This is a genomic window from Mycobacterium neglectum, from assembly GCF_002591975.1.
Lineage (GTDB): Bacteria > Actinomycetota > Actinomycetes > Mycobacteriales > Mycobacteriaceae > Mycobacterium > Mycobacterium neglectum.
Genome location: NZ_NVQE01000011.1, coordinates 115,722 through 140,786, shown reverse-complemented (window position 1 = coordinate 140,786; position 25,065 = coordinate 115,722). Strand labels below are relative to the sequence as shown.

Genomic DNA, 25,065 nt, shown 5'->3' with positions numbered 1-25,065 from the left:
CTTAGAACAGGAAATAGCGCTGCGCCATCGGCAGTTCGACGGCAGGGTCTTCCTGCCAGACGTCACCGTCGATGCGCACCGTGAAGGTATCGGGGTCGACCTCGATGTCGGGAAGTGCGTCGTTGAGCGGCATCTGGGCCTTACCGACGGCGCGGACGTTCTTGACCGCGACCAGTCTGCGGTTGACGGCGAGCCGGTCGGCCAGCCCGTCATCGATGGCATGCGACGAGACGAAGTGCACGGACGTCGCGGCGGCGGCTGCCGGCGCCGCGCCGAACATCGGTCGCGGCAGTACCGGCTGCGGCGTGGGGATCGACGCATTCGCGTCCCCCATGGCCGCCCACGCGATCATGCCGCCCTTCAGCACTGCGTGTGGGCGGACCCCGAAGAACGCCGGCTCCCACAGCACGAGGTCGGCGAGCTTGCCGACCTCCACCGAGCCGATCTCGTGGTCGAGCCCGTGCGCGACGGCCGGACAGATCGTGTATTTCGCGACGTAGCGGCGGGCCCGGTTATTGTCGGCGGCCCCGTCGCCCTCGAGTGCGCCGCGTCGGCGCTTCATCACATGCGCGGTCTGCCAGGTGCGCATGACCACCTCCCCGATCCGTCCCATCGCCTGAGCGTCGCTGCCGATCATCGAGATCGCGCCAATGTCGTGCAGCAGATCCTCGGCTGCGATCGTCGACGGCCGGATGCGACTTTCGGCGAACGCGAGATCCTCTGGCACGGCAGGGTTGAGGTGATGGCAGACCATCAACATGTCCAGATGCTCGTCGAGCGTGTTGACGGTGTGCGGCCGTGTCGGGTTGGTCGAACTGGGCAGGACGTTGGGATGGGATGCCACCGTGATGATGTCGGGCGCGTGCCCGCCGCCCGCCCCTTCGGTGTGATACGCGTGGATCGACCGCCCCTTGATGGCCGCGAGCGTGTCCTCGACAAAGCCCATCTCGTTGAGGGTGTCGGTGTGGATGTTCACCTGAACGCCGGATTCATCGGCGACGGTCAGACACGCATCGATCGCCGCAGGTGTCGTACCCCAATCCTCATGCAGTTTGAAAGCGGCTGCGCCGCCGCGTAACTGCTCCCACATGGCCTCGGTGCTGACGGTGTTGCCCTTGCCGAGCAGCGCCACATTCATCGGCCAGGAGTCCAGCGCCTCGAGCATGCGGCTCAGATGCCACGCCCCGGGAGTGACGGTGGTGGCCTTACTACCTTCCGCGGGGCCGGTGCCACCGGCGACGATAGTGGTGATACCGGCGCCGAGTGCCTCTTCCATGATCTGCGGACAGATCAGGTGAACGTGACAGTCGATCGCGCCAGCGGTCACGATGCGACCATTGCCCGCGATGATCTCGGTCGACGGACCGACCACCAGATCCGGATGTACACCGGACATGACGTCGGGATTTCCCGCCTTGCCGATGGCGACAATTCGGCCGTCACGAATCCCGATGTCGGCCTTGATGATTCCCCAGTGATCAATGATCACCACGCCTGTGATCACCGTGTCGGGGGCGCCGTCGGCCCTGGTTGCGCGACCCTGTCCCATCGACTCACGCAGTACCTTGCCGCCACCGAATACCGCCTCGTCACCCGCCAGACGCGGTCCGCCACTGCGATCCTCGGTGATCTCGACAAACAGATCCGTATCGGCCAGTCGGATGCGGTCGCCGGTGGTCGGCCCGAACAATGCCGCGTACCTGGACCGGGAAATAGCGCTCATGGCGGATCCAATCGGCCGGGCGGTTGCAGGCTGAGTCCGTGGACCTCGCGCGATCCGCCCAGCGGAACCGACCAGACCCGCTGGGCGACACCGGGTTCGAAGCGCACGGCCGTGCCCGCGGGGATGTCGAGGCGCCGGCCGTGAGCAGAGGCGCGGTCGAACTGCAACGCGGCGTTGCTCTGCGGCAGATGCACGTGGCTGCCGACCTGAACCGGGCGGTCACCGGTATTGACGATGTCCATCTCGAGCCGTTGCGCACCCTCGTTGATTTCGATATCACCCTGGCCGTAGATGATCTCGCCGGGAGCCCACGGCGTGCCGTCGGCCGTCATGGGATCGGATGGTGGACAGTTACGAGCTTCGTTCCGTCCGGGAACGTCGCCTCCACCTGGACGTCGTAGAGCATCTCCGGAACGCCGGCCATCACATCGTCACGGCTGAGAACCTCACGGCCGCTGGCCATCAACTCCGCCACGGTGCGGCCGTCGCGCGCCCCTTCGAGGAGGTGATCGGTGATCAGGGCGACTGCCTCGGGGTGGTTGAGCTTGAGCCCGCGTGCTTGACGCCGACGCGCCAGTTCCGCGGCGTACGACAGCAGCAGCCTGTCCTGTTCATGCGGCGTTAATCGCATAGTCGGCGATAATGCCACGCCCTGCACACCTCAGCAGCGCGAGGAAATCGGTCCGTTACTCGGGCGGCAGGTTCTGCAGGCGCACCTGCCCCCGCGCCACCACCCGCTCCTTTTCGTCGGTGATGGTGATCAGCCACAGCTGCTGACGTCGGCCGCGGTGGATCGGAACCGACGCTGCCGTTACCGTCCCGGCGGAGATGGCGCGCAGGAAATCGGTGTTGTTGTTGACCCCCACGACATGGCCGCCGCCGTTCTCGCCGAGCCAGATCTGCCCTGAAACGCTGGCCAGACTCTCGATGATCGAGCAGTAGACACCGCCGTGCACGATCCCCCACGGCTGCAGCAGCTTGTCATCGATCTGGAGGCGGGCGCTGCCGCCGTCGGGTGTCAGCTCGAGGAATTCGAGGCCGATCGCCGAGTCGAACCCGGCACCCAGGCCGGGCGGGATGTCTGTGCTCACGCAGATTTGTCTACACGGTGATGCCGGAAACGCCTTCGTCGGATACCCGGAAATGCGGACGGGCCCCGCACATTGTGCGGGGCCCGTCCTTCGTGTGGACCGGGAGTCTCTGCAGCCCTCAGGACTCCGGTGCGGTCCGGTGGTTCAAGTTCGTTCTGTCCATGAGCATAGGCAAGGCTGCCCTAATTAAGCAAGCCCTTCGTCCCGGCACCCGCCGGCGCCCGTGTGGTGCCGCGAACCGGCAGACCGAATCCGACCAGTGCGTCAAGCACTGCTTGACCGCGCCGCATGCTGGTCAGCTCGCTCGAACCCGCCAGCAGGGGCACCTGCGTCGCCGCACTGACCACCGCAGCGCCGACGATGTGCCACATCGCCGCAATCGAGATTGCCGAACCGCTGACCTCGGCGAGCCTGCCGAACAGTGGCTCGAGGGTGCGGTGGCTTCGGTGCGCGATCCACGTCGTCAGCGCGGCCTCGTTGGGCAGGACGACGATCCCGTCCCGCGCGGAACCGTTCGTCCTTGGCGCCCGGCGCCCGCAGAAGTACGGGTCATCGGGCAGCGCGCGCAGAGTCGGATCCGCGACCCCGACCCAATCGATCGCACCCTCGGAATCCACGTGTACCCAGAGGTTCTCCAGACCGGTATCCCAGGCGCGGCCCTCCAGCACGATCAGCGGCACGACTCGTCCGACGACGACGTGCGCCAAGGTCGCGGCGAGCTGCTGGGCCACCGCCGCGCGACTTTCGGTCTCCTCCGCAGCGAGCTTGAACATCGAATCCAGCCGATCGGTGGTCAGCGCTTGCGTCAGCGGCCACCAACGTCGGCGTGACAGATCACCGATCACGGCGACGCCGTAGACCCTCGGACATTCGGGATAGAGCTCGCGCAGTCGGCGGCTCGACTCGTGCAATGGCAGCGACTGCGCGATGGCCATGCTCGAGATGAGCGGGTCGTCGACAAGAACCGTCATAGGACCTCCCGATGAGACTTAGGTTAGCCTTACTATAGTCAGGCTGGCCCCTGGGGCCAGACCCTGTGACTGGACTCACAAGGGTGGGCGAAGGGGCGCTGACCTCGGAAGAGCTTCGCTTCGACATTTTGTCGGGCAAGCGCGGAACCGCGCCGAACGACGTAGCTGTGCGGGATACGACGCACGGTAGTAAACCCGTAGTACGCTGGATCTACCGTCTCTAGGAGATGAACGAAGAATGGCCAAGTTGACGCGTTTAGGGGAACTCGAACGCGCTGTGATGGACCACCTGTGGTCCGCGCGAGAGCCCCAGACCGTGCGCCAGGTTCACGAGGCACTCGCCGCCAGGCGCGACCTCGCCTACACCACGATCATGACCGTCCTGCAGCGGCTGGCGAAGAAAAACCTTGTCGTTCAACACCGCGATGACCGCGCACATCGATACGCACCGACGCACGGCCGCGACGAGCTGGTGGCCGGCCTGATGGTGGACGCCCTCGATCAAGCTGCTGACTCGGGTGGCCGGGAGGCTGCGCTGGTGCATTTCGTCGAGCGGGTCAACGCCGACGAGGCGGCCGCCCTGCGGCGCGCCTTGTCCGAGTTGGAGAGCAAGCACCAGATATCGCCACCCGCTAGCGAGCCGGGCACCGGCTGAGAGACACTTACAGCGTGTCCGCGCTGGCCTTCACCGTCATGGCGCTGGTCCTGTCGGGACCGGTGCCGGCGATGCTGGCGCGGGCAACGTGGCCGTCGCGGGCACCGCGGGCCGCCATCGTGCTGTGGCAGTCCATCGCTTTGGCTGCCGTACTGTCGGCCTTCTCCGCGGGAATCGCCATCGCGAGCAGGCTTTTCGCGCCCGGAGCCGACGGGAGACCGACCGCGACGATCGCCAGCGAGATCGACGCTCTTGGTTGGCCGTTATGGGTCCTCTATCTCGCGGTGTTCGCGCTGACGCTGGTGATCGGGGCGCGGCTTGCCGTTGCCATCGTGCAGGTCGCGATAGCCACCAGGCGCAGGCGCGCACATCACCGGATGGTCGTCGACCTGGTGGGCAAATCGCGGAAGTGGGCCCACTCACGCGCTGGGGATGGGTTGCGCATACTCGACGTCGAGGAGCCGCTGGCCTACTGCCTGCCCGGTGTGCGCAGTCGCGTCGTCGTCAGTGAGGGCACGCTGACGACTTTGGCGGACAACGAGATCGCCGCGATCCTGTCGCACGAACGCGCCCACCTACGGGCCCGGCATGACCTGGTGCTCGAGATGTTCACCGCGGTCCATGCCGCGTTCCCTCGGTTCGTCCGCAGTGCCAGCGCGTTGGACGCCGTGCGATTACTGATCGAGATGCTGGCCGACGACGCCGCGGTGCGTGCCGAAGGCCCGACTCCCCTGGCCCGCGCGCTGGTCGCGTGCGCGACCGGTCGCACACCTGCGGGGGCGCTTGCGGCCGGCGGGCCGACGACCGTGGTCCGAGTGCGCCGCCTCGGTGGTAGCGGCAACAGCCTGGCTGTGGCCGCGTGCGCCTACGCGGCCGCCGCCGCCGTCCTCGTCGTGCCCACCGTGGCGGTGGTGCTGCCGTGGTTGACCGAGTTGAATCGTTTGTTCACCGCATAGGCATTTCTCTGTAGTAGGCGTACTAGGCCGTTCCCGCACAACGAAAATCGAAAGGCTGCCCGAATGAGCTCGTCTGAAAATCCAACCACCGGCACCGCTCAGATCGGGGTCACCGGCCTCGCCGTCATGGGATCCAACCTCGCGCGCAACTTCGCCAACCACGGTTACACCGTGGCACTGCATAACCGGTCCGTCGCCAAAACCGACGCGCTGCTCGCCGAGCACGGCTCCGAGGGCAACTTCGTGCGCAGCGAGACCATCGGTGAATTCCTTGCCGCCTTGGAGAAGCCGCGCCGGGTGATCATCATGGTCAAGGCGGGCGATCCGACCGACGCCGTCATCAACGAGCTTGCCGATGCGATGGAGGAAGGCGACATCATCATCGACGGCGGCAATGCGCTCTACACCGACACCATCCGCCGCGAGAAGGCGATCCGCGAGCGCGGCCTGCACTTCGTCGGTGCCGGCATCTCCGGTGGCGAGGAAGGCGCCCTGAAGGGACCGTCGATCATGCCCGGCGGTCCCGCCGAGTCATACACGTCGCTGGGCCCGCTGCTGGAGGAGATCTCCGCGCACGTCGACGGCGTGCCGTGCTGCACCCACATCGGTCCCGACGGCGCGGGGCACTTCGTCAAGATGGTGCACAACGGCATCGAGTATTCCGACATGCAGCTGATCGGCGAGGCCTATCAGCTGCTGCGCGACGGCCTGGGCTTGACCGCACCCGAGATCGCCGACGTCTTCTCCGAGTGGAACTCCGGCGACCTGGACAGCTTCCTCATCGAGATCACCGCCGAGGTGTTGCGGCAGACCGACGCCAAGACCGGCAAGCCGCTCGTCGACCTCATCCTCGACGAGGCTGAGCAGAAGGGCACCGGCCGGTGGACGGTGAAGTCGGCGCTGGACCTCGGAGTGCCGGTGACCGGGATCGCCGAGGCGGTCTTCGCGCGCGCACTGTCGGGGTCGGTGGCCCAACGCAAGGCCACGACCGGTTTGGCATCCGGCGATCTCGGCGAGAAGCCCAGCGACGCAGCACGATTCATCGATGACGTCAGCAAGGCCCTTTACGCATCAAAGATCATCGCCTACGCGCAGGGCTTCAACCAGATTCAGGCAGGCAGTTCCGAATACGACTGGGGCATCACCCCCGGCGACATGGCGACCATCTGGCGTGGTGGCTGCATCATCCGCGCCAAGTTCCTCAACCGCATCAAGGAGGCGTTCGACGAGAACCCCGACCTGCCGTCGCTGATCGTGGCCCCGTATTTCCGGGAGGCGATCGAGGCCGCGATCGACAGCTGGCGCCGCGTCGTCGTGACCGCGACCGAACTGGGCATCCCCATCCCCGGCTTCTCCTCGGCGCTGTCGTATTACGACGGGCTGCGCACCGAACGCCTGCCAGCCGCGCTGACCCAGGGCCTGCGTGACTTCTTCGGCGCCCACACCTATGGCCGCATCGACGCCGACCCGTCGGCTCGTTTCCACACGCTGTGGAGCGGGGACCGCAGCGAGGTCGAGGCGTAGCTTCTCCGCTTTTCCCCGCCGAGGTGGAGCAGGCTCGGGGCCTACTAGAATTGGCCTGACATGAAGTTTCTGAATGCCCACAAGCCCGCCTACGACCTGACCTACAACGACGTCTTCATCGTCCCGGGACGTTCGGACGTGATGTCTCGGATGGACGTCGATCTTTCTACGTGCGACGGCTCTGGTACCACCATCCCGGTGGTCGTGGCCAACATGACCGCGGTAGCGGGTCGGCGGATGGCCGAAACGATCGCGCGTCGCGGTGGCATCGTTGTTCTCCCGCAGGATCTTCCGATTTCGGTGGTGAAGCAGACGGTCGACTTCGTCAAGAGCCGGGACTTGGTCGTCGATACCCCGGTGGTGCTCTCCCCCGACGACTCCGTGTCTGACGCCATGGCGCTGATTCACAAGCGCGCGCACGGTGCGGCGGTGGTGATCTTCGAGGGACGGCCGATCGGCCTGGTCACCGAGGCCGGATGCGTAGGTGTGGACCGGTTCACCCGGGTCCGCGACATCGCCGTCACCGATTTCGTCACCGCGCCCACGGGTACCGACCCGCGGAAGGTGTTCGACCTGCTCGAACATGCGCCGGTCGACGTCGCGGTGCTGACCGACTCCGACGGCACGCTCGCCGGAGTGCTCACCCGTAGGGCCGCCATCCGGGCGGGCATCTACTCACCGGCCGTCGACGACCAGGGCCGGTTGCGCATCGCCGCAGCGGTGGGCATCAACGGTGACGTCGGGGCGAAAGCCCGGAGCCTGGCCGAGGCCGGGGTCGACCTGCTGGTCATCGACACCGCACACGGACATCAGCTCAGGATGCTGGACGCCATCAAGTCGGTCTCCTCGTTGGACCTCGGACTGCCGCTGGCCGCGGGCAACGTGGTCTCCGCCGAAGGCACGCGTGACCTCATCTCCGCAGGCGCGTCGATCGTGAAGGTCGGCGTCGGCCCCGGCGCGATGTGCACCACCAGGATGATGACCGGCGTTGGCCGTCCGCAGTTCTCCGCGGTGGTCGAATGTGCCGCGGCGGCAAGGCAACTCGGTGGCCACGTGTGGGCCGACGGCGGTGTCCGGCACCCGCGCGACGTCGCGCTGGCGCTTGCCGCTGGCGCGTCGAACGTGATGATCGGCTCGTGGTTCGCCGGCACCTACGAGTCGCCGGGCGACCTCATGCGCGACCGCGAGGACCGGCCCTACAAGGAGAGTTACGGCATGGCCTCCAAGCGCGCCGTCGCGGCACGCACCGCCGCCGACGAGCCATTCGACCAGGCCCGCAAGTCCTTGTTCGAGGAGGGCATCTCGACGTCGCGCATGGGTCTGGATCCGTCCAGGGGCGGGGTGGAGGATCTGCTCGACCACATCACCTCGGGCGTCCGCAGCACCTGTACCTATGTGGGTGCCACCAATATCGCGGAACTACACGACAAGGTGGTGCTCGGCGTTCAGTCCGCGGCGGGATTCGCCGAGGGACATCCCTTACCCACCGGTTGGTGAGGCATAGGCCAGCACGTCGCCGACGACCTCGACGGCAACCGGCGCACCATTCTCGACCTGAACGTCTCCGGGGCTCCCCAGCCGCAGCGCGACGCCGTCGGACATCGCCACATGGACAACGGCGTCGGCGCCGTAGAAGCGAAATCCGGTCACCCTGGCGTTCACGTCGCCGTCCGCCGCGTCGTGCAGGCGTAACTCTTCTGGCCGCAGCACCACCACGACCGGACCGTCTGCCACGGGCACCCGCGCGCGATGGCGGCCCAACGCTGTCGTCACGACACCGTCGAGACAATCGCCGCGCAGTTCGACCGTCGCACCGATGAACCTGGCGCTGGCGAGATCCGCGGGTCGGGCATAAAGCTCGGCGGGACGCCCGTGCTGGGTGATCCTGCCGCCGAGCAGCAAGGCAACGGAATCGGCAAGCGACAGCGCCTCACTCTGGTCATGGGTGACCAACAGCGCCGTGGTATCTGCGGCGCGAAGAATCTCGGCGATGTCTTCGCGAACGCGAACCCGCAACCCGGCATCGAGCGAGGCGAAGGGTTCATCGAGCAGCAGCACCCGCGGCCGCGGCGCCAGCGCCCGCGCCAACGCCACCCGCTGTTGCTGTCCCCCGGACAGTTCATGGGGCCGGGAGTCGGCCAAGCCGGCCAGCCCGACGACCTCGAGCCAGTACGCGACTTCTTTGCTGGTATCGCGAGCCGATCCGGTCAGGCCGAATCCGACATTACGGCCGACGGACAGGTGCGGAAACAGCGCACCTTCCTGCGGCATCAGTCCAACGCGGCGGCGATGCGCAGGCACCGAGTGTCCCTGTCCGGCCACCGCGTGTCCGCAGATCGAGACCACACCGCCGTCGGGTTCGTCGAAGCCGGCGACTATGCGAAGCAGCGTCGTCTTCCCGCACCCGGACGGCCCGAGTACCGAAGTGATGGTCCCGGCAGGAATCGCCAGTTCTACGCCGGAAAGCACCGAGTGCTCGCCGAACGACTTGTGCAAACCGCGCACCGACACACCCGGCGGTACGTCCTCAGTCACTTCGTACCCCGCTCCCGTTGGTGCTCCACACACCGAGTGCCGCGGTGGGCACCGCGGCGAACACGAGAAGCGCAGCAGCATAAGGTGCGGCCGCGGCGTAATCGCTGACCGACGTGTAGCCCCACAACCGGGTGGCCAACGTGTCGGTGCCGGTCGGATGGAGTAGCAGCGTCACCGGGAGTTCCTTCATACAGGTGAGCAGAACCAAGGCTGCACCCGCCGCGATACCCGGCGCGGCCACGCGGACGGTGACCGAGGTGAATGCGCGCAGTGGAGGACGGCCGAGCGACCGCGCCACTTCCTCCAGCTGTATCGGCGCCGCCTCCAGCGACGAGCGCACGGACCCGACGGCCAACGGTATGAACAGCACGGCATAGGCAAGGATCAGGAGGGGCTCTCGTTGATAGAGCGGCGTTAGCAGCAATACACCCACCGACACCATGGCGATACCGACGACGATCGCCGGTAGCCCGTGAGCCACGTAACTCGCTCCCTCCAGCGCGCGCGTCGTGCGGTTGCGGTAGCGGGCCGCGAGAAGGCCCAGTGGGAGCGCCGCGAGGGTGCACACGCCCGCGGCCACCAGCGATAGCCACACTGTGGAGCCAAGGGCGGCAAGCCATGCCGCACCGTCCCATCGGGCGCCCGCATTGAGCAGCCACTGCGCAAGCGCGAGCGTCGGCAACCCGATGGCGCCGATCAGGACGGCCGCAGGCGGGATGGCCGCGATCGGCCACCACCCGCCGAGCTTGTTCAGCAGTGCGGGGCGGGGCGCGCCCGCACCGAGGCGTGCCGACGCCAATCCCCTGGCCCGCCCTTCGGCTACGACCAGCACGAGCGCGAAGATCAGCAGTACCAGCGACAGTATCGCCGCGCGCGACGGGTTGAAGCCGCTGCGATACGCACCGTAGATCACCCATGTGAAGACCTCGTACCGCATCGCGGCCACGGCACCGAAATCGCTCAGGACGTAGAGGGCAACCAGCAGAGCGCCTGCGGCTATCGCGGCTCGCGCTTGCGGGAGCGTCACACGAAACAGCACAGACACCCCGCCGTGGCCGAGCGAGCGGGCGACCTCTTCATGGGCGGGATCAGCGCGCGACAACGCCGCCAATGTGGTGAGCATGACCAGCGGATAGCTGACCAGCACCAGCACCAGGCACGCGCCCCAAAAGCCGGCAACCGAGGGAACTGTCGAAACCCAAAGGTAGGCAAGCAGATAACTCGGCATCGCCAGCGGCAGGGTGAGTGCCACCGCGAGGCCGCGCCGCAACGGCAGGTCGGTTCGGCACACGAGGACGGCGAGGCCCACCCCGATGACAACGCAAATGCCGGTGACGACGATGACGAGTAACAGCGACCGGGCGATCAACGCGACGGTGCGCGGCTCGAGCAGCTCGTCGACGACGAAGGCCCACCCACGCTCCAGTGCCCGTTCGCCGAGGTAGACCAGCGGGAGCAGGGTGATGACCGCGACGAGGGCGGCGGCACAGACCAGCAGCGCCGGGGCGCGGAGTCCGCGACGGGCAGGCGGCCGCACCGCGTCAGTTGGTCAGCAGGCCGGTGTCGACGAGCATTTCCTGTGTCGTCTCGAGGTCGGACAGCTGGGACAGATCGACGGCGGGCGGCTGCAAGTCGGCCAACGGAGGCATCTGCTCGGACGTCGCCACTCCGGCGATGAGCGGATACTCCGCGGTTTCGTTCGCGAAATACTCTTGGGCCGACGTCCCTACAAGATATGCGGCGAACTGCTGTGCCCCTTCGGGATTGGGCGCCGACTTGAGCACACCAACGCCCGCGACGTTGACGAGTCCGCCGGGGTCGCCCGCGGCCATGAACTGGTTACGCGCAACCACAGAGTCGGATCCCTTGGTGCTGATCAATTCGTACAGGTAATAGTGGTTGGCAAGACCGAGTGGTATCTCGCCGGAATCAACGGCATCCCGCACCGCGACGTTGTTCTCGTATGCCCTCGGTTCCTGCGCCTTGAAGGCGCGCAGCCATTGTTCGGCACCGTCGTCGCCGCGAATCACTCGCAGGCCGGTCACGAACGCCTGCCATGAGGCGTTGCTCGGAGCAAATCCGATCTTGCCCTTCCACTCCGGCGCGAGGAGGCCGTCGATGGTATCCGGTGGAGTCGGCACCAACTGCGGGTTGTAAACGATCACACGTGCCCGGCCGGAGACCCCGACCCAGGTGCCGTCCGCGGCCGAGTAGTTCGACGGGACGGCTGCCAGGGTCTCGCCGTCGACGGGTGCCAGCAGACCGGCCTGCGAAACCGCTCCCAGCGCGCCCGCATCCTGCGACAGGAACACGTCGGCGGGCGACTTGTCGCCCTCGGTGATCAGCTGTGCCGCCAATTCACCCGAGCCCGCGTATCGCGTCTCGACCTCGATCCCGGTGTCGGCGGTGAATTGCTTGATCAGCGGAGCCACCAACTCTTCGCTACGCCCCGAGTACACGACGACCTTGTTTTCGGAATCGCTTGACTGCGAATCGGATCCGCAGGAGCTCAGGACCAACATGGTGGCTGCGGCGCCGATGGCACCGGCGAATCGGACGATCGAGATGGACATGCTTTGCGGCCTGCCTTTCGGTCATCACCCCCGGTTTGGTTAACCTATCATCGGCTAAGGTTAGCCTTAAGAAAGTCCTGATCATCGGGTATGTGGCCGTCTCGCGCTGCGAGCTAGTATGTGCATTCACGTACCTCGTAACACCAGCGAAAGGGTTCAAGTGCCGCAGGCACCCGTCGAGGCCAACGGCTTCCGGGCGGAACAGCAGTCATGCCTGGTTGCCGAACCCGAAGAGCCCTCCCCTAGTCGGCCGGGCACCAGGCCCGGCGATCTATCGGCCAGGACACCGAGCACTCGATGAATCTCGCGACATCCCTGCTCTCCATCGGCGCGATCGTGCTGCTCACCGCGGGCACCGCGGTGTTCGTCGCCGCCGAGTTCTCGCTGACCGCATTAGAGCGCAGCACGGTGGAATCCAACGCGCGCAACGGCGACCGGCGGGACCACATGGTCCGACGGGCCCACCGCACGCTGTCGTTTCAGCTCTCGGGGGCCCAGGTCGGCATTTCGATCACCACCCTGGCCACCGGCTACCTGGCCGAACCTGTCGTCGGGCGGCTGATCCGGCCCGGCCTCGAAGCGATCGGCGTGCCCGGACGCTTCGTGAGCGGGCTGGCCTTGTTCTTCGCCGTGTTGATCGCCACCTCGGTGTCGATGGTGTTCGGCGAACTCGTGCCCAAGAACCTGGCGGTGGCCCGGCCCGTGCAGACGGCGCGCTGGTCGGCGGGTCCGCAGCTGCTGTTCTCAACGCTGTTCACTCCGCTGATTCGGATGACGAACGGAACCGCCAACTGGATCCTGCGGCGGCTGGGTATCGAGCCAGCCGAGGAACTGCGCTCGGCCCGCTCCCCGCAGGAGTTGGTGTCGCTGGTCCGCAGCTCGGCGCGCAGCGGCGCGTTGGACCCGGTCACCGCCGTCCTCGTGAACCGATCCCTCCAGTTCGGTGAACGCACCGCCGAGGAGTTGATGACTCCGCGATCCAAGATCGAGGCGCTGGAATCGGATGGCACCGCCGCGGACCTGGTGGCCGCGGCCATCAAGACCGGATTCTCGCGCTTTCCGATCATCGACGGCGACCTTGACGAGACCATCGGCATCGCGCACGTCAAGCAGGTGTTCGAGGTGCCGCCGGAACGACGGGCCACCACCGCGCTGGCCAGCTTGGCGCTGCCTGTCGCCACGGTCCCGTCCACTCTGGACGGCGATGCGGTGATGACTCAGATCCGCGCCAACGGCCTGCAGACCGCACTGGTCGTCGATGAGTACGGCGGCACCGCAGGCATGGTCACCATGGAGGACCTGATCGAGGAGATCGTCGGCGACGTTCGCGACGAGCACGACGTCGAGCCACCCGATGTGGTGCCCGCGGGCCGCGGCTGGCGGGTGTCGGGACTTCTGCGCATCGACGAGGTCGCCGACGCCACCGGTTTCCGTGCGCCCGAAGGAGATTACGAAACGATCGGCGGACTGGTGCTCGAGAAACTGGGGCACATCCCCGACCAAGCCGAGTCGGTGGAACTGACGGCGTTCGACCCAGATGGTGCCGCGGTGGACGACCCTATTCGGTGGCTGGCCACGGTGGTTCGCATGGACGGCAGGCGCATCGATCTGCTCGAGCTCACCGAACTCGGCAGGCACGGCCCCGGAGATGCGCGCTGATGGGCGGCGACATATTCGGCGTACTGCTGACAGTTCTGCTGCTCGGCGCGAACGCGTTCTTCGTCGCCTCGGAGTTCGCGTTGATCTCGGCGCGCCGCGACCGGCTCGAAGCGTTGGCCGAGCAGGGCAAGAAGAGTGCGGTAACCGTCATCCGCGCGGGCGAGAACCTGTCGCTGATGCTCGCCGGCGCCCAACTGGGCATCACCATCTGCTCGATCCTGTTGGGCCGCGTCGGCGAACCCGCGGTGGCACACCTGCTGGAGGGGCCATTCGGGTTGTTCGGCATACCCGACTCCGTACTGCACACCGTGTCCTTCTTTGTCGCGCTGGCCATCGTGGTGACACTGCACGTGCTGCTCGGCGAGATGGTGCCGAAGAACATCGCGATCGCCGGCCCGGAATCGTCGGCGATGCTGCTGATTCCTCCCTACCTGGTCTACATCCGGCTGGCCCGGCCGTTCATTTCCTTCTACAACTGGTGTGCCAACACCACGCTGCGGTCGTTCGGGGTCGAGCCCAAAGACGAACTCGACGTCGCAGTCTCGACCGTCGAGCTGTCCGAGATGATCGCCGAGTCGGTCTCGGAAGGCCTGCTCGACCAGGAGGAGCACACCCGGCTCACCCGCGCCCTGCAGATCCGCGACCGCGTCGCCAACGACGTCGCGGTGCCGCTGACCGAGATCCGTGCCGTCCCGGTAGCTCGCCAAGGTTCGGGTCCCACCCTCGGCGCGATCGAACAGGCCCTCGCCGAAACCGGCTACTCGCGATTCCCGGTCAGCGACCCTTCCGGCGACTTCGTCGGCTACCTGCACATCAAGGACCTCCTGCCGCTCGTCCACGACCCCGCCAATGATCAGGCGGTGCTGGACGCTTCGATGGTGCGTCCGCTGCCGCGGGTCCCGGCCTCCATGTCGTTGCCCGACGCGCTCTCGCGGCTCCGACGAGACAATGCTCACCTGGCACTTCTCACCGCACCCGACGGAAGTGTGTCGGCCATGGTGGCGCTGGAGGACCTGGTCGAGGACCTGGTCGGCACCGTGCGCGACGGAACCCACCGTGTGTGAAACTGCGCACAGCATCATCGGCGGGCGAGTGCTCGACGAGCGCGACTGGACCACCCGACAACGGATGCACCGCGAGCGGGTCGACGGTTTCCTGCGGTCCGTCCGCGCACCGGCCGGCGAGCCGCATCCCGTATGGGACTTCCTGTTTACGTACTACAGCCTGCGACCCCGGCAGCTGCGCACATGGCATCCGGGGTTCGGCGTCGTGCTGGCCGGCGACTCGGCGGCGCGCTATCTAGGCCGCAGCGGTTACGGTCGCGCTCCGGCGGGGGTGACCGTGACCCGTGAGTTCCTCGTCCGCCGTGCCGATACCGTGCGATTCATCGCGGAGCTGCTGCGCGCGACGGCGTCGCGGCCGCCGCGGCTCAACTGCTTCGGGCTGCACGAATGGGCGATGGTTTACCGGGCGCCGACCGTGCGCCACGACCGGGTTCCGCTGCGACTCGGGACCGCCGCCACGAATGCCGTCGTCGAATCAATGCCCTTGCGGTGCAGCCATTTCGATGCCTTCCGGTTCTTCACCGAACCGGCTAGCGAGCGCAACAGCGCCCAGCTGACCCGCGAAGGTCAGGTCGGCGCTGAACAACCGGGTTGCCTGCACACTGCCATGGATTGCTACAAGTACGCCTACAAGTTGGGTCCACTGGTGGACTCGGCGCTGTTGATGGAATGTCTGGACCTCGCGACGCACGCCCGTGAACTCGATATGCGCGCCAGTCCCTATGATCTGCGTGACTACGGATTCGAGCCGATCGCGATCGAAACGTCGGCAGGGCGTGCCGAATATGTTCGTATCCAGCAGCAGGTCGCCGAGCGGGCGGCACCGCTGCGGGAGCGCCTGGCCGATCGGTGTGAGCAGCTGCTCACCGCGGTGAACCGCGCAACAGCCGGAGCGGTGGACCCCGACGCCGTGCGACGGGAAACAGCCGACGCGACCGGCTGAAGCGCACGCGCGGTGCGCGGGAGACGCACCTGGAATAGCCGCCTCTACCCGCGGGTAAGCTGGATCGACGGCACTGCGGAACGCGCCTTTGCGGCGAGGGAGGAAATATGACTGATCGTGTGAAGGTGGGCAACCTGCGTGTTGCCCAAGTGCTGTATGACTTCGTCAACGATGAGGCACTGCCGGGCACCGGCCTCGATCCCGACACGTTCTGGTCGGGTGTGGACAAGGTCGTCGCCGACCTGACGCCGAAAAACGAGGAACTGCTCGCGCGCCGCGACGATCTGCAGGCCCGCATCGACAAGTGGCACCGCCAGCGGGTCATCGAGCCCCTCGACCCCGAGGCCTACCGCCAGTTCCTCACCGAGATCGGGTACCTGCTGCCCGAACCCGACGACTTCACCATCACCACCGCAGGCGTCGACGACGAGATCACCACCACCGCGGGCCCGCAGCTCGTGGTCCCGATCCTCAACGCGCGCTTCGCGCTCAACGCCGCGAATGCCCGCTGGGGTTCGCTGTATGACGCGCTGTACGGCACCGACGTCATCTCCGAGGACGACGGCGCCGAGAAGGGCACCAGCTATAACCGTGTCCGTGGCGACAAGGTCATCGCGTACGCCCGTCGTTTCCTCGACGGCGCCGCCCCGCTGGCCTCCGGCGCGTGGAACGAGGCAACCGGCGTCAAGATCGAGGACGGGCAGCTCGTTGTCACGCTCGGCGATAAATCCACCGGACTCGCGACGCCCGAGCAGTTCGTCGGCTACACCGGCGAGCTCGGCTCGCCCGCCTGGTCGGTGCTGCTGCGCAACCACGGCCTGCACATCGAGATCCTGGTCGACCCCGACTCCCCGGTCGGCGCGACCGATCCGGCGGGCATCAAGGACGTCGTCCTGGAATCCGCGATCACCACGATCATGGACTTCGAGGATTCGGTGGCCGCCGTCGATGCCGACGACAAGGTGCTCGGCTACCGCAACTGGCTCGGCCTGAACCGCGGTGATCTCTCCGAAGAGGTGGCCAAGGGCGGTAAGTCGTTCACCCGCGTGCTCAACGAGGACCGCGTCTACACTCGGCCGAATTCGGGCCCTGACGGGACTGGTGAGCTGACGCTGCCCGGACGCAGCCTGATGTTCGTGCGCAATGTCGGTCACCTGATGTCCAACGACGCCATTGTCGATGCCGACGGCAAAGAGATCCCCGAGGGCATCCAGGATGCGCTGTTCACCAGCCTGATCGCGATTCACGGTCTGCGCTCCGGCGACGGAAACGGTCCGAAGGTGAACAGCCGCACTGGCTCGATCTACATCGTGAAGCCCAAGATGCACGGTCCCGACGAGGTGGCCTTCACCGGCGAGTTGTTCAGCAGGGTCGAGGACGTGCTCGGCCTGCCGCAGAACACCATCAAGGTCGGCATCATGGACGAGGAGCGACGCACCACCCTCAACCTCAAGGCCTGCATCAAGGCGGCAGCCGACCGCGTGGCGTTCATCAACACCGGCTTCCTGGACCGCACCGGCGACGAGATCCACACGTCGATGGAGGCGGGCCCGATGATTCGCAAGGGCGCCATGAAGACCCAGCCGTGGATCCTGGCCTACGAGGACCAGAACGTCGACATCGGTCTGGCCACCGGATTCTCCGGGCGCGCGCAGATCGGCAAGGGCATGTGGGCGATGACCGACCTCATGGCCGACATGGTCGAGCAGAAGATCGGTCAGCCCAAGGCGGGCGCCAGCACGGCGTGGGTGCCATCGCCGACGGCGGCGACTTTGCACGCGATGCACTATCACGAGGTCGACGTGTACGCGGTGCAGAAGGAGCTGGAGGGCAAGTCTCGGACCACGGTGGACGAGCTGCTCACCGTCCCACTCGGCAAAGAACTCGCGTGGGCGCCCGAGGGAATCCGCGAAGAGGTCGACAACAACTGCCAGTCCATCCTCGGCTACGTGGTGCGCTGGATCGATGCGGGTGTCGGCTGCTCCAAGGTGCCCGACATCCACGACGTCGCGCTGATGGAAGACCGTGCCACCCTTCGTATCTCGAGCCAGCTGCTGGCGAACTGGCTGCGCCACGGCGTGATCACCGAGGAAGATGTGAAGGCCAGCCTGCGACGGATGGCAGCGGTGGTAGACCAGCAGAACGAGGCGGATCCGGAATTCCGGCCGATGGCAACGGACCCCGACGGCAGCGTGGCGTTCACCGCCGCTGAAGAGCTGATCCTGTCCGGCGCCGCGCAGCCGAACGGCTATACCGAACCGATCCTGCATCGCAAGCGCCGAGAGTTCAAGGCAGCGAACAACGGTGGTTGATTCGATGACCCGTCGACGTAGCGAGCACAAGGGCTTCCGTGGGCAGGCATAGCATTCCCGATCCCGAAGATTCGGCCGGCGAAGAGCAGCACGAAGAACCTCAGACCCAGCGCTTCGACCGATCCGAGGACAGCGAGGCGGATTACCGGCCCGGCTTCAGCGAGCCGCAGTACAGCGATCCGGAATACCGAGATCCCGAACCCGGCTATCGCAGCGGGGATTCCGGCGAGCCGGGCTTCGAACGGCCGGATCCCGATGCATTCGCCTTCGACGACCCCGACTACCGTCAGGTGGAATTCGAGGACCTCGAACCGGTCGGCTCTTTCGACCTGCAGCGAGTCGGGTCGTCGACGCCGCCCCCGCCCGGCCGTCCGCGCTCCGGCCCTGCGCACGGCGGCGAATGGGACGGCGGCGAATGGACAGGCAGCCACCGCGCGGTGACCGCAGGCAGGCGGGGCGTCAGCATCAGCGTGATCGTCGCGCTCGTCGCCGTCGTCGTAGTCGTCGGTGCGGTCATCCTGTGGCGGTTCTTCGGTGACGCACTGTCCAATCGCAGTGACGTCGCCGCCGCCCGATGTGTCAACGGTGAACTCACCGTCGCCGTCGTCGCCGACCCGTCGGTATCCGGCCAGATACAGACCCTGGCTGACAATTACAATCGCGACGCTGCGCCGGTCGGTGACCGCTGCGTGAAAGTCGGAGTCACACCGGCTGATTCCGATCAGGTCGTCAACGGCTTCATCGGCCAATGGCCGGACGAACTCGGCGAGCGACCCGCCCTGTGGATCCCGGCGAGCTCCGTGTCGGCGGCCCGCCTCGAGGCCAGCGCCGGCGAGAAGACCATCAGTGACAGCCGTTCGCTGGTCACCTCGCCGGTGGTGCTCGCGGTGCGGCCACAACTCAAAGCTGCGTTGGGGCAACAGAACTGGGCTTCACTGTCGTCGTTGCAGACCAATCCCAGCGCATTGGAGGGGCTGGGCCTGGCAGGCTGGGGCTCGTTGCGGCTGGCGCTACCGCTGTTGGGTGACAGCGATGCCTCGTATCTGGCGGCCGAGGCGGTGGCGGCGGAGTCCGCACCCTCAGGGGCGCCACCCAGCTCGGGTATCGGAGCGGTGAACTCGCTGGTGGCCGGCCAACCGAAGCTGGCCGACAAGAAGGTCTCGACGGCAATGGACGCGCTGCTTGACGCCACCGATCCCGCCGCCGCACCGGTGCATGCGGTGGTCACGACCGAACAGCAGCTGTTCCAGCGCGCCGCCAAGCTGCCCGATGCGAAAAGCGTGGTGGCCTCCTGGTTGCCGCCGGGGCCGGTGGCACTGGCGGACTATCCGACAGCACTGCTGGCCGGGGAATGGCTGTCACAGGAGCAGGTGTCTGCGGCCAGCGAGTTCGCGCGGTTCATGCGCAAGCCCGAACAGCTGGCCGAGCTCTCGAAGGCCGGTTTCCGCACCGAAGGCGGCACGCCACCGCAGAGCGACGTCACAGACTTTGCGCCGCTCGCGGCTCCACTGTCGGTGGGTGACAACGCAATGCGCGTTTCGCTTGCCAACACACTGACCGCCCCTGTCGCGAGCCCCGCGGTCACCATCATGCTGGACCAGTCGATGCCCGTCGACGAGGGCGGCGAAACGCGACTGGCGAACGTAGCCGCGGCACTCAACGCTCGACTGCAGGCGCTGCCGCCGAACTCCGCGGTCGGCCTGTGGACCTTCGACGGTGTCGAGGGCCGATCAGAGGTGACAATGGGCCCGCTGTCGGATCAGGTCGACGGCAGACCCCGATCGGCGGCGCTCACCGCAGAGCTGACCGGACAGTCGGCCTCCGGCGGTGGCGCCGTCTCTTTCACAACGCTGCGGTTGGTCTACGACCAGGCCAAGGAGAATTTCCGTGAGGGCCAGAGCAATTCGGTTCTGGTCATCACCACTGGTCCGCACACCGACCAGTCGTTGAACGGCGCAGGCCTCGAGCAGTTCATCCGCGGAGCGGCCGATCCCGCCCGCCCTGTCAAGGTGAACGTGATCGACTTCGGCTCCGACTCCGACCGCGCCACGTGGGAGGCGGTCGCAGAGATCAGCGGCGGCAGCTATCAGAACCTGCCCGGCTCGACGGGCCCCGAGTTGACGTCGGCGGTCGCCAGATTCCTGGGCTAGTGCGCAGTTGACAGCAGGCTGAGCGCGGCCCGGGTGAACTGCTCCGGCACCTCCACCTGCGGGTAATGGCCTACCCCGGGAAGCTCGACAACGGTTGCGGCGGGCCGTAGCTCGCGTAGCCCGTCGAGCACATTCGTTGTCGCGACCGGGTCATCGAGTGCCCACAGGAAGCTCAGCGGCTTGGGCCAGCCGCCGACGGCGCCGTGCCATCGCGACGCATAACGGACCCGTTCGTCGAGATACGAGATGAGCAGGTGTGCGATGCGGTGCCCGTCGTTGGCCGACCACAGCGCCCACTGCGCCCGACCCTCCTGTTCGGTCAGCGGATGGCCGTCGCTGAATAGCCTCCCGAAACTCCTGACGAACGACGACTCGTTGGACAGCCGGGACAAGATCGGCCCGAACGGACCGCGAAGCAACTTCTGGGCGGGCCGAAGGCTGGCCCGGTTCAGGATCACACTCCCATTGCTGATCACCGCACGTTGCAGCTCGAATGGTAACTGTCCCTGCATATCTCGTGCCAGCAGCTCGGTGGCCACCGAAGTTCCCATGTCGTGCGCGATCAAGACCATCGGACCCGATGCCGCCTGCGCTACCACTGTCTGGACGATGTCGGCCTGCTCGAGCAGGCTGTAGCGATGCGGGCGCGGCTTATCCGATAGGCCGAAGCCAAGGAAATCCAGCGTCACCCACGCCCGGCCATCCAGATACCGCACCAGCTGGTGGTAGTCGTACGAGCTGGACGGGTAACCGTGCAACAGCAGGATCGTCGGGCCGTCGCCGGGCGCCGAGCGGACAAACACCCGACCGCCGGGTGTGCTGATCAGCGTGCCGCCGCCGCGCCACTCTGCCACGCTGGGGGGTAACACTTGACGAACCGTATCAACACCGTTGGTGGAGGGACAGAAATTGCCGAGTGAATTCACGCCCGATCCAGCGCTGTACCCGTTCACCTCCCGATGGTTCGACAGTTCGCGCGGACGTGTGCACTACATCGACGAGGGCACGGGTCCGGTGATCGTGTTCTTCCACGGCAATCCGACGTGGAGTTTCCTCTACCGCAACATCATCGCCGGGTTGCGCGACCGCTTCCGGTGCATCGCCGCTGACTACCTCGGCTTCGGGCTCTCCGAGCGTCCTTCGGAGTTCACCTACCGCATCGACGAGCACGCCGCTGTGATGGGCGAGTTCATCGACCATCTCGAACTCGAGCAGTATCTGAGTATGGGCCAGGACTGGGGCGGACCGATCAGCATGGCTGTCGGCACCGAACGTGCCGAGCGGGTGCGCGGAGTCGTCCTCGGGAACACCTGGTTCTGGCCCACCGCGGAGATGTCCACCAAGATCTTCAGCACGGTGATGGGCAGTCCGCCGATGCAGTGGGCGATCACAAAGCACAACTTCTTCGTCGAGCGGTTGATCCCGGCCGGCACAGCCACCCCGTTGGACGACGCGGTGATGGAACACTACCGCGGAGTCCAACCGACACCTGAGGCCCGTGCCGGGGTGGCGCGGATGCCCAAGGAGATTCTCGCGGCCCGTCCACTTCTCGAACGGCTTTCCCGCGACGTGCCCGCCAAACTCGGGTCCAAACCGGCACTGCTGGTCTGGGGCATGAAGGACTTCGCTTTCCGGCCGGGTCCGAACATTCCGCGCATGCGCACCGCGTTCCCCGATCACGTCCTGGTGGAGTTGCCGAACGCCAATCACTACATCCAGGAGGATGCGCCGGGCCCGATCGCCGAGGCGATCATCGACCGCTTCGCCTGACAGCGGCTACGCGAAGGCCTCCACCGGTGGGCACGAGCACATGAGGTTGCGATCGCCGTACGCGCCGTCGATACGCCGCACCGGCGGCCACACCTTCGGGCGGTAGTTCTTGCCAAGCGGGTAGGCGGCCTGCTCGCGCGTGTACGGATGGTCCCAGTCGGACACCAGCAGGCATTCCGCGGTGTGCGGAGCACCGCGCATCGGGTTGTCGTCGACCAGGTAGGTGCCCGCGGCGACCGCGTCGATCTCGCCGCGGATCGCGATCATCGCCTCACAGAAGGCGTCCACCTCGGCCAGGCTTTCGCTTTCCGTCGGCTCGACCATCAATGTACCCGCCACCGGGAAGCTCATCGTCGGAGCGTGGAAGCCGTAGTCCGCCAGCCGTTTTGCCACGTCGTCGACGGTGACACCCGTCTCCTTGGTGATGGCGCGCAGATCCAGGATGCACTCGTGGGCCACCATGTCGTTCTCGCCGGTATAGAGGACGGGGTAGTGCTCGCCCAGTCGACGCGCGATGTAGTTGGCCGATGCGATCGCCGTCAGCGACGCCGCGCGCAGACCGTTCGCACCCATCATCCTGATGTAAGCCCAGCTGATCGGCAGGATCGACGCCGAACCGTACGGCGCCGCCGACACGGTGTAATCGGCACCCAATTCATCTGCCAGCGGATGGCCGGGCAGGTACTTGGCGAGATGAGAGCGCACCGCGACCGGTCCCACCCCGGGACCGCCGCCACCGTGCGGAATGCAGAACGTCTTGTGCAGATTGAGGTGACTGACGTCGCCGCCGAACCGACCGGGGCGGGCGAGGCCGACGAGTGCGTTGAGGTTGGCCCCGTCGACGTAGACCTGGCCGCCGACGTCGTGAACGGCCGCACAGATATCTGCGATGTCATGTTCGAAGACGCCGTGGGTCGACGGATAGGTGATCATCAACGCCGACAACCGATCCGCGTGCTCGGCGACCTTCGCGCGCAGGTCGTCGAGGTCGACATCGCCGTTGGCGCGGCACGCCACCACGACGACGCGCATACCCACCAGCGCCGCCGACGCGGCGTTGGTGCCGTGCGCGCTCGACGGGATCAGGCACACGTCCCGGTCGGGCTGTCCGTTCTCGACGTGGTAGGCCTGGATGGCGAGCAGACCCGCGTACTCCCCCTGCGATCCCGCATTGGGCTGAAGCGACACCGCGTCATAGCCGGTGATACCGACCAGCCACGTCTCGAGGTCGGCGATCAGCTTGCGCAGACCGGGTGTGTCCGACGCCGGGCCGAACGGATGCTGACGGGCGAATTCGGGCCACGTGATCGGCTCCATCTCGGCGGCGGCGTTGAGTTTCATCGTGCATGACCCGAGGGGGATCATGCTGCGGTCCAACGCAATATCCTTGTCCGCCAACGATCGCAGGTACCGCATCATCTCCGTCTCGGTGCGGTACCTCGTGAAAGCCGGGTGGGTCAGGAACTCCGACGTACGGGTCGCGATGGCCGGCCCATCGAACCCATCCGCCGGGGCGGCTCCGAAAGCAGAAAGCACAGCATCGACGTGCTGCGCAGTGGTGGCCTCATCGCAGGACACCGACACGTGGTCGTCGTCCACCCGCCAGATGTTCACACCACGAGCCTTGGCGGCGTCGCGGATCGCGGCGGCCCGGCCGGGCACCCGTGCCAGGACCGTGTCGAAGAACCTGTCGTGGACGACCTTGACACCGCCACCGGTCAGCCCTGCGGCCAGCGCACGGGCGCGCCCGTGCACCCGTCGTGCGATTGCGGTCAACCCGTCGGCACCGTGGTAGCTCGCGTACATCGCCGCCATCACCGCCAGCAGCACCTGAGCGGTGCAGATGTTGCTTGTCGCCTTGTCCCGCCGAATGTGTTGTTCGCGAGTCTGCAAGGCCAGTCGGTACGCCGGGGCCCCGTCGGCGTCGAGCGATACTCCGACGAGGCGACCGGGTAGTTGTCTGGCGTGCTTGGCGTGCACGGCGAGATAACCAGCGTGTGGCCCCCCGAATCCCATTGGCACACCGAACCTCTGGGTGGTGCCGAACGCGATGTCGGCGCCGATCTCACCAGGCGGCGTTATGAGCGTCATGGCGAGCAGGTCGGCGCCGATAGCGACCAGCGCACCGCGGTCATGTGCCTGCGCGACCATGTCGCTCCAGTCGACGATGGCGCCGCCGGCACCCGGCAGCTGCGCGATGATCCCGAAGAACTCGCCATCCGGCAGGCCCTGACCGAGGTCGGCCTCGACGATTTCGATGCCGAGCGGCTTGGCGCGAGTGGCCAGCACAGCGGCGGTCTGCGGGTAGACGTCACGGTCAACGACCAGCCGGTTCGATGCCCCGCGCACCGCCCGGTGCATCAGCGTCATCGCCTCGGCGGCGGCGGTGCCCTCGTCGAGCATCGACGCGTTGGCGACCTCGAGGCCGGTGAGGTCACAAACCATTGTCTGGAAGTTCAGCAGCGCCTCGAGCCGGCCCTGGCTGATCTCCGGCTGATAGGGCGTGTACGCGGTGTACCACGCCGGGTTCTCAAGAATGTTGCGGCGCAACACCGGCGGGGTGAGCGTGTCGAAGTAGCCCTGTCCGATCATCGACACCGCGACAGTGTTGGCGTCGGCCAGCGCCCGCAGTTCTGCCAGCGCCTCGTCCTCGGTGGCCGCCGGTGGAAGCTCATCCAGACCGGGCGCCACCTGATCCGTATTCAGCGAATCGAGGATGCCCGCGGGCAGTGCCTTGTCGGCAAGTTCGTCCAGCGAACCCACGCCGATGGTCGCCAGCATGGTGCCGATGGCGTCGGTGTCAGGTCCGATGTGGCGCGCGGCGAAGGTGAGTGGGTCGTTAAATTCGGACACCGGCGATTGCTCCAGACGCGTACAGGTTCAGAACCGTTGGGTTCCTCTCCCTCTGTCGTCGGTGCCTGAGAGATTCGGCGACTCGCACAGAACGCGAGAGATGCCTTTCCCCATGGGCGGGTGCGCCTGAGCCCACCACTTTCCAGAGGCATCGGGGCCCTGCGCGGTCCGGGGTGCCTGAGAGGTTGACGGAGAGGTGTTGCTCCTTCGGCGTCCGTGGCTGGCGGCTACGGAACTCTCCCGCACAAGGGCGATGCGGTGACGAGTTTACCTTTGCGGGGCTTCA

The 25,065-nt window shown here is 66.6% G+C and carries 20 protein-coding genes, 1 pseudogene and 1 riboswitch; of the genes and pseudogenes, 10 read left to right on the top strand and 11 right to left on the bottom strand.

The window, feature by feature from the left end:
* Position 1: 1 nt before the first annotated feature.
* The 5 genes from CSQ99_RS11645 to CSQ99_RS11625 all read right to left on the bottom strand — a co-directional run bounded on the left by CSQ99_RS11645 (position 2) and on the right by CSQ99_RS11625 (position 3,785).
* Positions 2-1,723: an urease subunit alpha gene (locus CSQ99_RS11645; protein ID WP_099039191.1), complete on the bottom strand. Its 1,722-nt coding sequence runs from the start codon at positions 1,721-1,723 to the stop codon at positions 2-4.
* Positions 1,720-2,055, bottom strand: a complete 336-nt coding sequence (ureB, locus tag CSQ99_RS11640; RefSeq protein ID WP_099039190.1) for an urease subunit beta — start codon at positions 2,053-2,055, stop codon at positions 1,720-1,722. Before ureB ends, CSQ99_RS11645 begins: the two co-directional genes overlap by 4 nt.
* Entirely contained in the window at positions 2,052-2,354 is a 303-nt protein-coding gene (locus tag CSQ99_RS11635) for an urease subunit gamma (protein ID WP_006243639.1), read from the bottom strand. The genes ureB and CSQ99_RS11635 overlap by 4 nt, the downstream gene beginning before the upstream one ends.
* Positions 2,355-2,409: 55 nt before the next feature.
* On the bottom strand, positions 2,410-2,814 hold the full coding sequence (locus tag CSQ99_RS11630; RefSeq protein ID WP_099039189.1) for a PaaI family thioesterase: 405 nt from the start codon (positions 2,812-2,814) through the stop codon (positions 2,410-2,412).
* Positions 2,815-2,996: 182 nt separating this feature from the next.
* On the bottom strand, positions 2,997-3,785 hold the full coding sequence (locus CSQ99_RS11625) for an iron reductase (protein ID WP_099039188.1): 789 nt from the start codon (positions 3,783-3,785) through the stop codon (positions 2,997-2,999).
* Between the two features lie 238 nt (positions 3,786-4,023).
* On the opposite strand from CSQ99_RS11625, the gene CSQ99_RS11620 reads away from it, so the two are divergent.
* The 4 genes from CSQ99_RS11620 to CSQ99_RS11605 all read left to right on the top strand — a co-directional run bounded on the left by CSQ99_RS11620 (position 4,024) and on the right by CSQ99_RS11605 (position 8,417).
* Positions 4,024-4,440, top strand: a complete 417-nt coding sequence (locus CSQ99_RS11620) for a BlaI/MecI/CopY family transcriptional regulator (protein WP_099039187.1) — start codon at positions 4,024-4,026, stop codon at positions 4,438-4,440.
* A gap of 14 nt (positions 4,441-4,454) precedes the next feature.
* Positions 4,455-5,396: a M56 family metallopeptidase gene (locus tag CSQ99_RS11615; protein ID WP_099039186.1), complete on the top strand. Its 942-nt coding sequence runs from the start codon at positions 4,455-4,457 to the stop codon at positions 5,394-5,396.
* Between the two features lie 63 nt (positions 5,397-5,459).
* Positions 5,460-6,920 carry an NADP-dependent phosphogluconate dehydrogenase gene (gndA, locus tag CSQ99_RS11610; RefSeq protein WP_099039185.1) on the top strand — a complete coding sequence of 487 codons (1,461 nt, stop codon included), beginning with the start codon at positions 5,460-5,462 and terminating at the stop codon, positions 6,918-6,920.
* Positions 6,921-6,980: 60 nt separating this feature from the next.
* Positions 6,981-8,417 carry a GuaB1 family IMP dehydrogenase-related protein gene (locus CSQ99_RS11605; RefSeq protein ID WP_099039184.1) on the top strand — a complete coding sequence of 479 codons (1,437 nt, stop codon included), beginning with the start codon at positions 6,981-6,983 and terminating at the stop codon, positions 8,415-8,417.
* Here the strand turns inward: CSQ99_RS11605 and CSQ99_RS31865 are convergent.
* The 4 genes and pseudogenes from CSQ99_RS31865 to CSQ99_RS11590 all read right to left on the bottom strand — a co-directional run bounded on the left by CSQ99_RS31865 (position 8,400) and on the right by CSQ99_RS11590 (position 12,028).
* Positions 8,400-8,630 (bottom strand): TOBE domain-containing protein, encoded by a 231-nt coding sequence (locus tag CSQ99_RS31865; protein WP_425437814.1) that lies wholly within the window; start codon positions 8,628-8,630, stop codon positions 8,400-8,402. The genes CSQ99_RS11605 and CSQ99_RS31865 overlap by 18 nt on opposite strands.
* Positions 8,631-8,959: 329 nt before the next feature.
* Positions 8,960-9,536 (bottom strand): annotated as a pseudogene (locus CSQ99_RS31860) (ABC transporter ATP-binding protein); the annotation flags it as partial.
* Complete coding sequence (locus CSQ99_RS11595) at positions 9,448-10,992, bottom strand: ABC transporter permease (protein WP_245908862.1); 1,545 nt, start codon at positions 10,990-10,992, stop codon at positions 9,448-9,450. The pseudogene CSQ99_RS31860 and the gene CSQ99_RS11595, both read right to left, overlap by 89 nt.
* 4 nt (positions 10,993-10,996) lie before the next feature.
* Entirely contained in the window at positions 10,997-12,028 is a 1,032-nt protein-coding gene (locus CSQ99_RS11590) for an iron ABC transporter substrate-binding protein (protein ID WP_099039183.1), read from the bottom strand.
* A gap of 297 nt (positions 12,029-12,325) precedes the next feature.
* On the opposite strand from CSQ99_RS11590, the gene CSQ99_RS11585 reads away from it, so the two are divergent.
* From CSQ99_RS11585 to CSQ99_RS11565, 5 genes are all read left to right on the top strand, one after another.
* Positions 12,326-13,687, top strand: coding sequence for a hemolysin family protein (locus tag CSQ99_RS11585; protein WP_099039182.1), 1,362 nt, complete (start codon positions 12,326-12,328; stop codon positions 13,685-13,687).
* Complete coding sequence (locus CSQ99_RS11580) at positions 13,687-14,751, top strand: hemolysin family protein (RefSeq protein ID WP_099039181.1); 1,065 nt, start codon at positions 13,687-13,689, stop codon at positions 14,749-14,751. Before CSQ99_RS11585 ends, CSQ99_RS11580 begins: the two co-directional genes overlap by 1 nt.
* A gap of 64 nt (positions 14,752-14,815) precedes the next feature.
* On the top strand, positions 14,816-15,694 hold the full coding sequence (locus CSQ99_RS11575; RefSeq protein WP_425437813.1) for a 3-methyladenine DNA glycosylase: 879 nt from the start codon (positions 14,816-14,818) through the stop codon (positions 15,692-15,694).
* 107 nt (positions 15,695-15,801) lie between these two features.
* Complete coding sequence (locus tag CSQ99_RS11570) at positions 15,802-18,006, top strand: malate synthase G (RefSeq protein ID WP_099039179.1); 2,205 nt, start codon at positions 15,802-15,804, stop codon at positions 18,004-18,006.
* Positions 18,007-18,044: 38 nt separating this feature from the next.
* A complete protein-coding gene (locus CSQ99_RS11565) occupies positions 18,045-20,156 on the top strand; it encodes a substrate-binding domain-containing protein (protein ID WP_099039178.1) in 2,112 nt (703 codons plus the stop codon).
* Here the strand turns inward: CSQ99_RS11565 and CSQ99_RS11560 are convergent.
* The gene (locus tag CSQ99_RS11560) at positions 20,153-21,025 is read right to left on the bottom strand and encodes an alpha/beta fold hydrolase (protein ID WP_099039177.1); all 873 of its coding nucleotides are present in this window, start codon (positions 21,023-21,025) and stop codon (positions 20,153-20,155) included. The genes CSQ99_RS11565 and CSQ99_RS11560 overlap by 4 nt on opposite strands.
* Before the next feature lie 40 nt (positions 21,026-21,065).
* Here CSQ99_RS11560 and CSQ99_RS11555 point away from each other — a divergent pair, with 40 nt between their 5' ends.
* A complete protein-coding gene (locus tag CSQ99_RS11555; protein ID WP_099039213.1) occupies positions 21,066-21,926 on the top strand; it encodes a haloalkane dehalogenase in 861 nt (286 codons plus the stop codon).
* A gap of 6 nt (positions 21,927-21,932) precedes the next feature.
* Here the strand turns inward: CSQ99_RS11555 and gcvP are convergent, their stop codons facing one another.
* Positions 21,933-24,779 (bottom strand): aminomethyl-transferring glycine dehydrogenase, encoded by a 2,847-nt coding sequence (gene gcvP / locus CSQ99_RS11550; protein ID WP_099039176.1) that lies wholly within the window; start codon positions 24,777-24,779, stop codon positions 21,933-21,935.
* A gap of 154 nt (positions 24,780-24,933) precedes the next feature.
* Positions 24,934-25,032: riboswitch (glycine riboswitch) on the bottom strand.
* Positions 25,033-25,065: the final 33 nt, after the last annotated feature.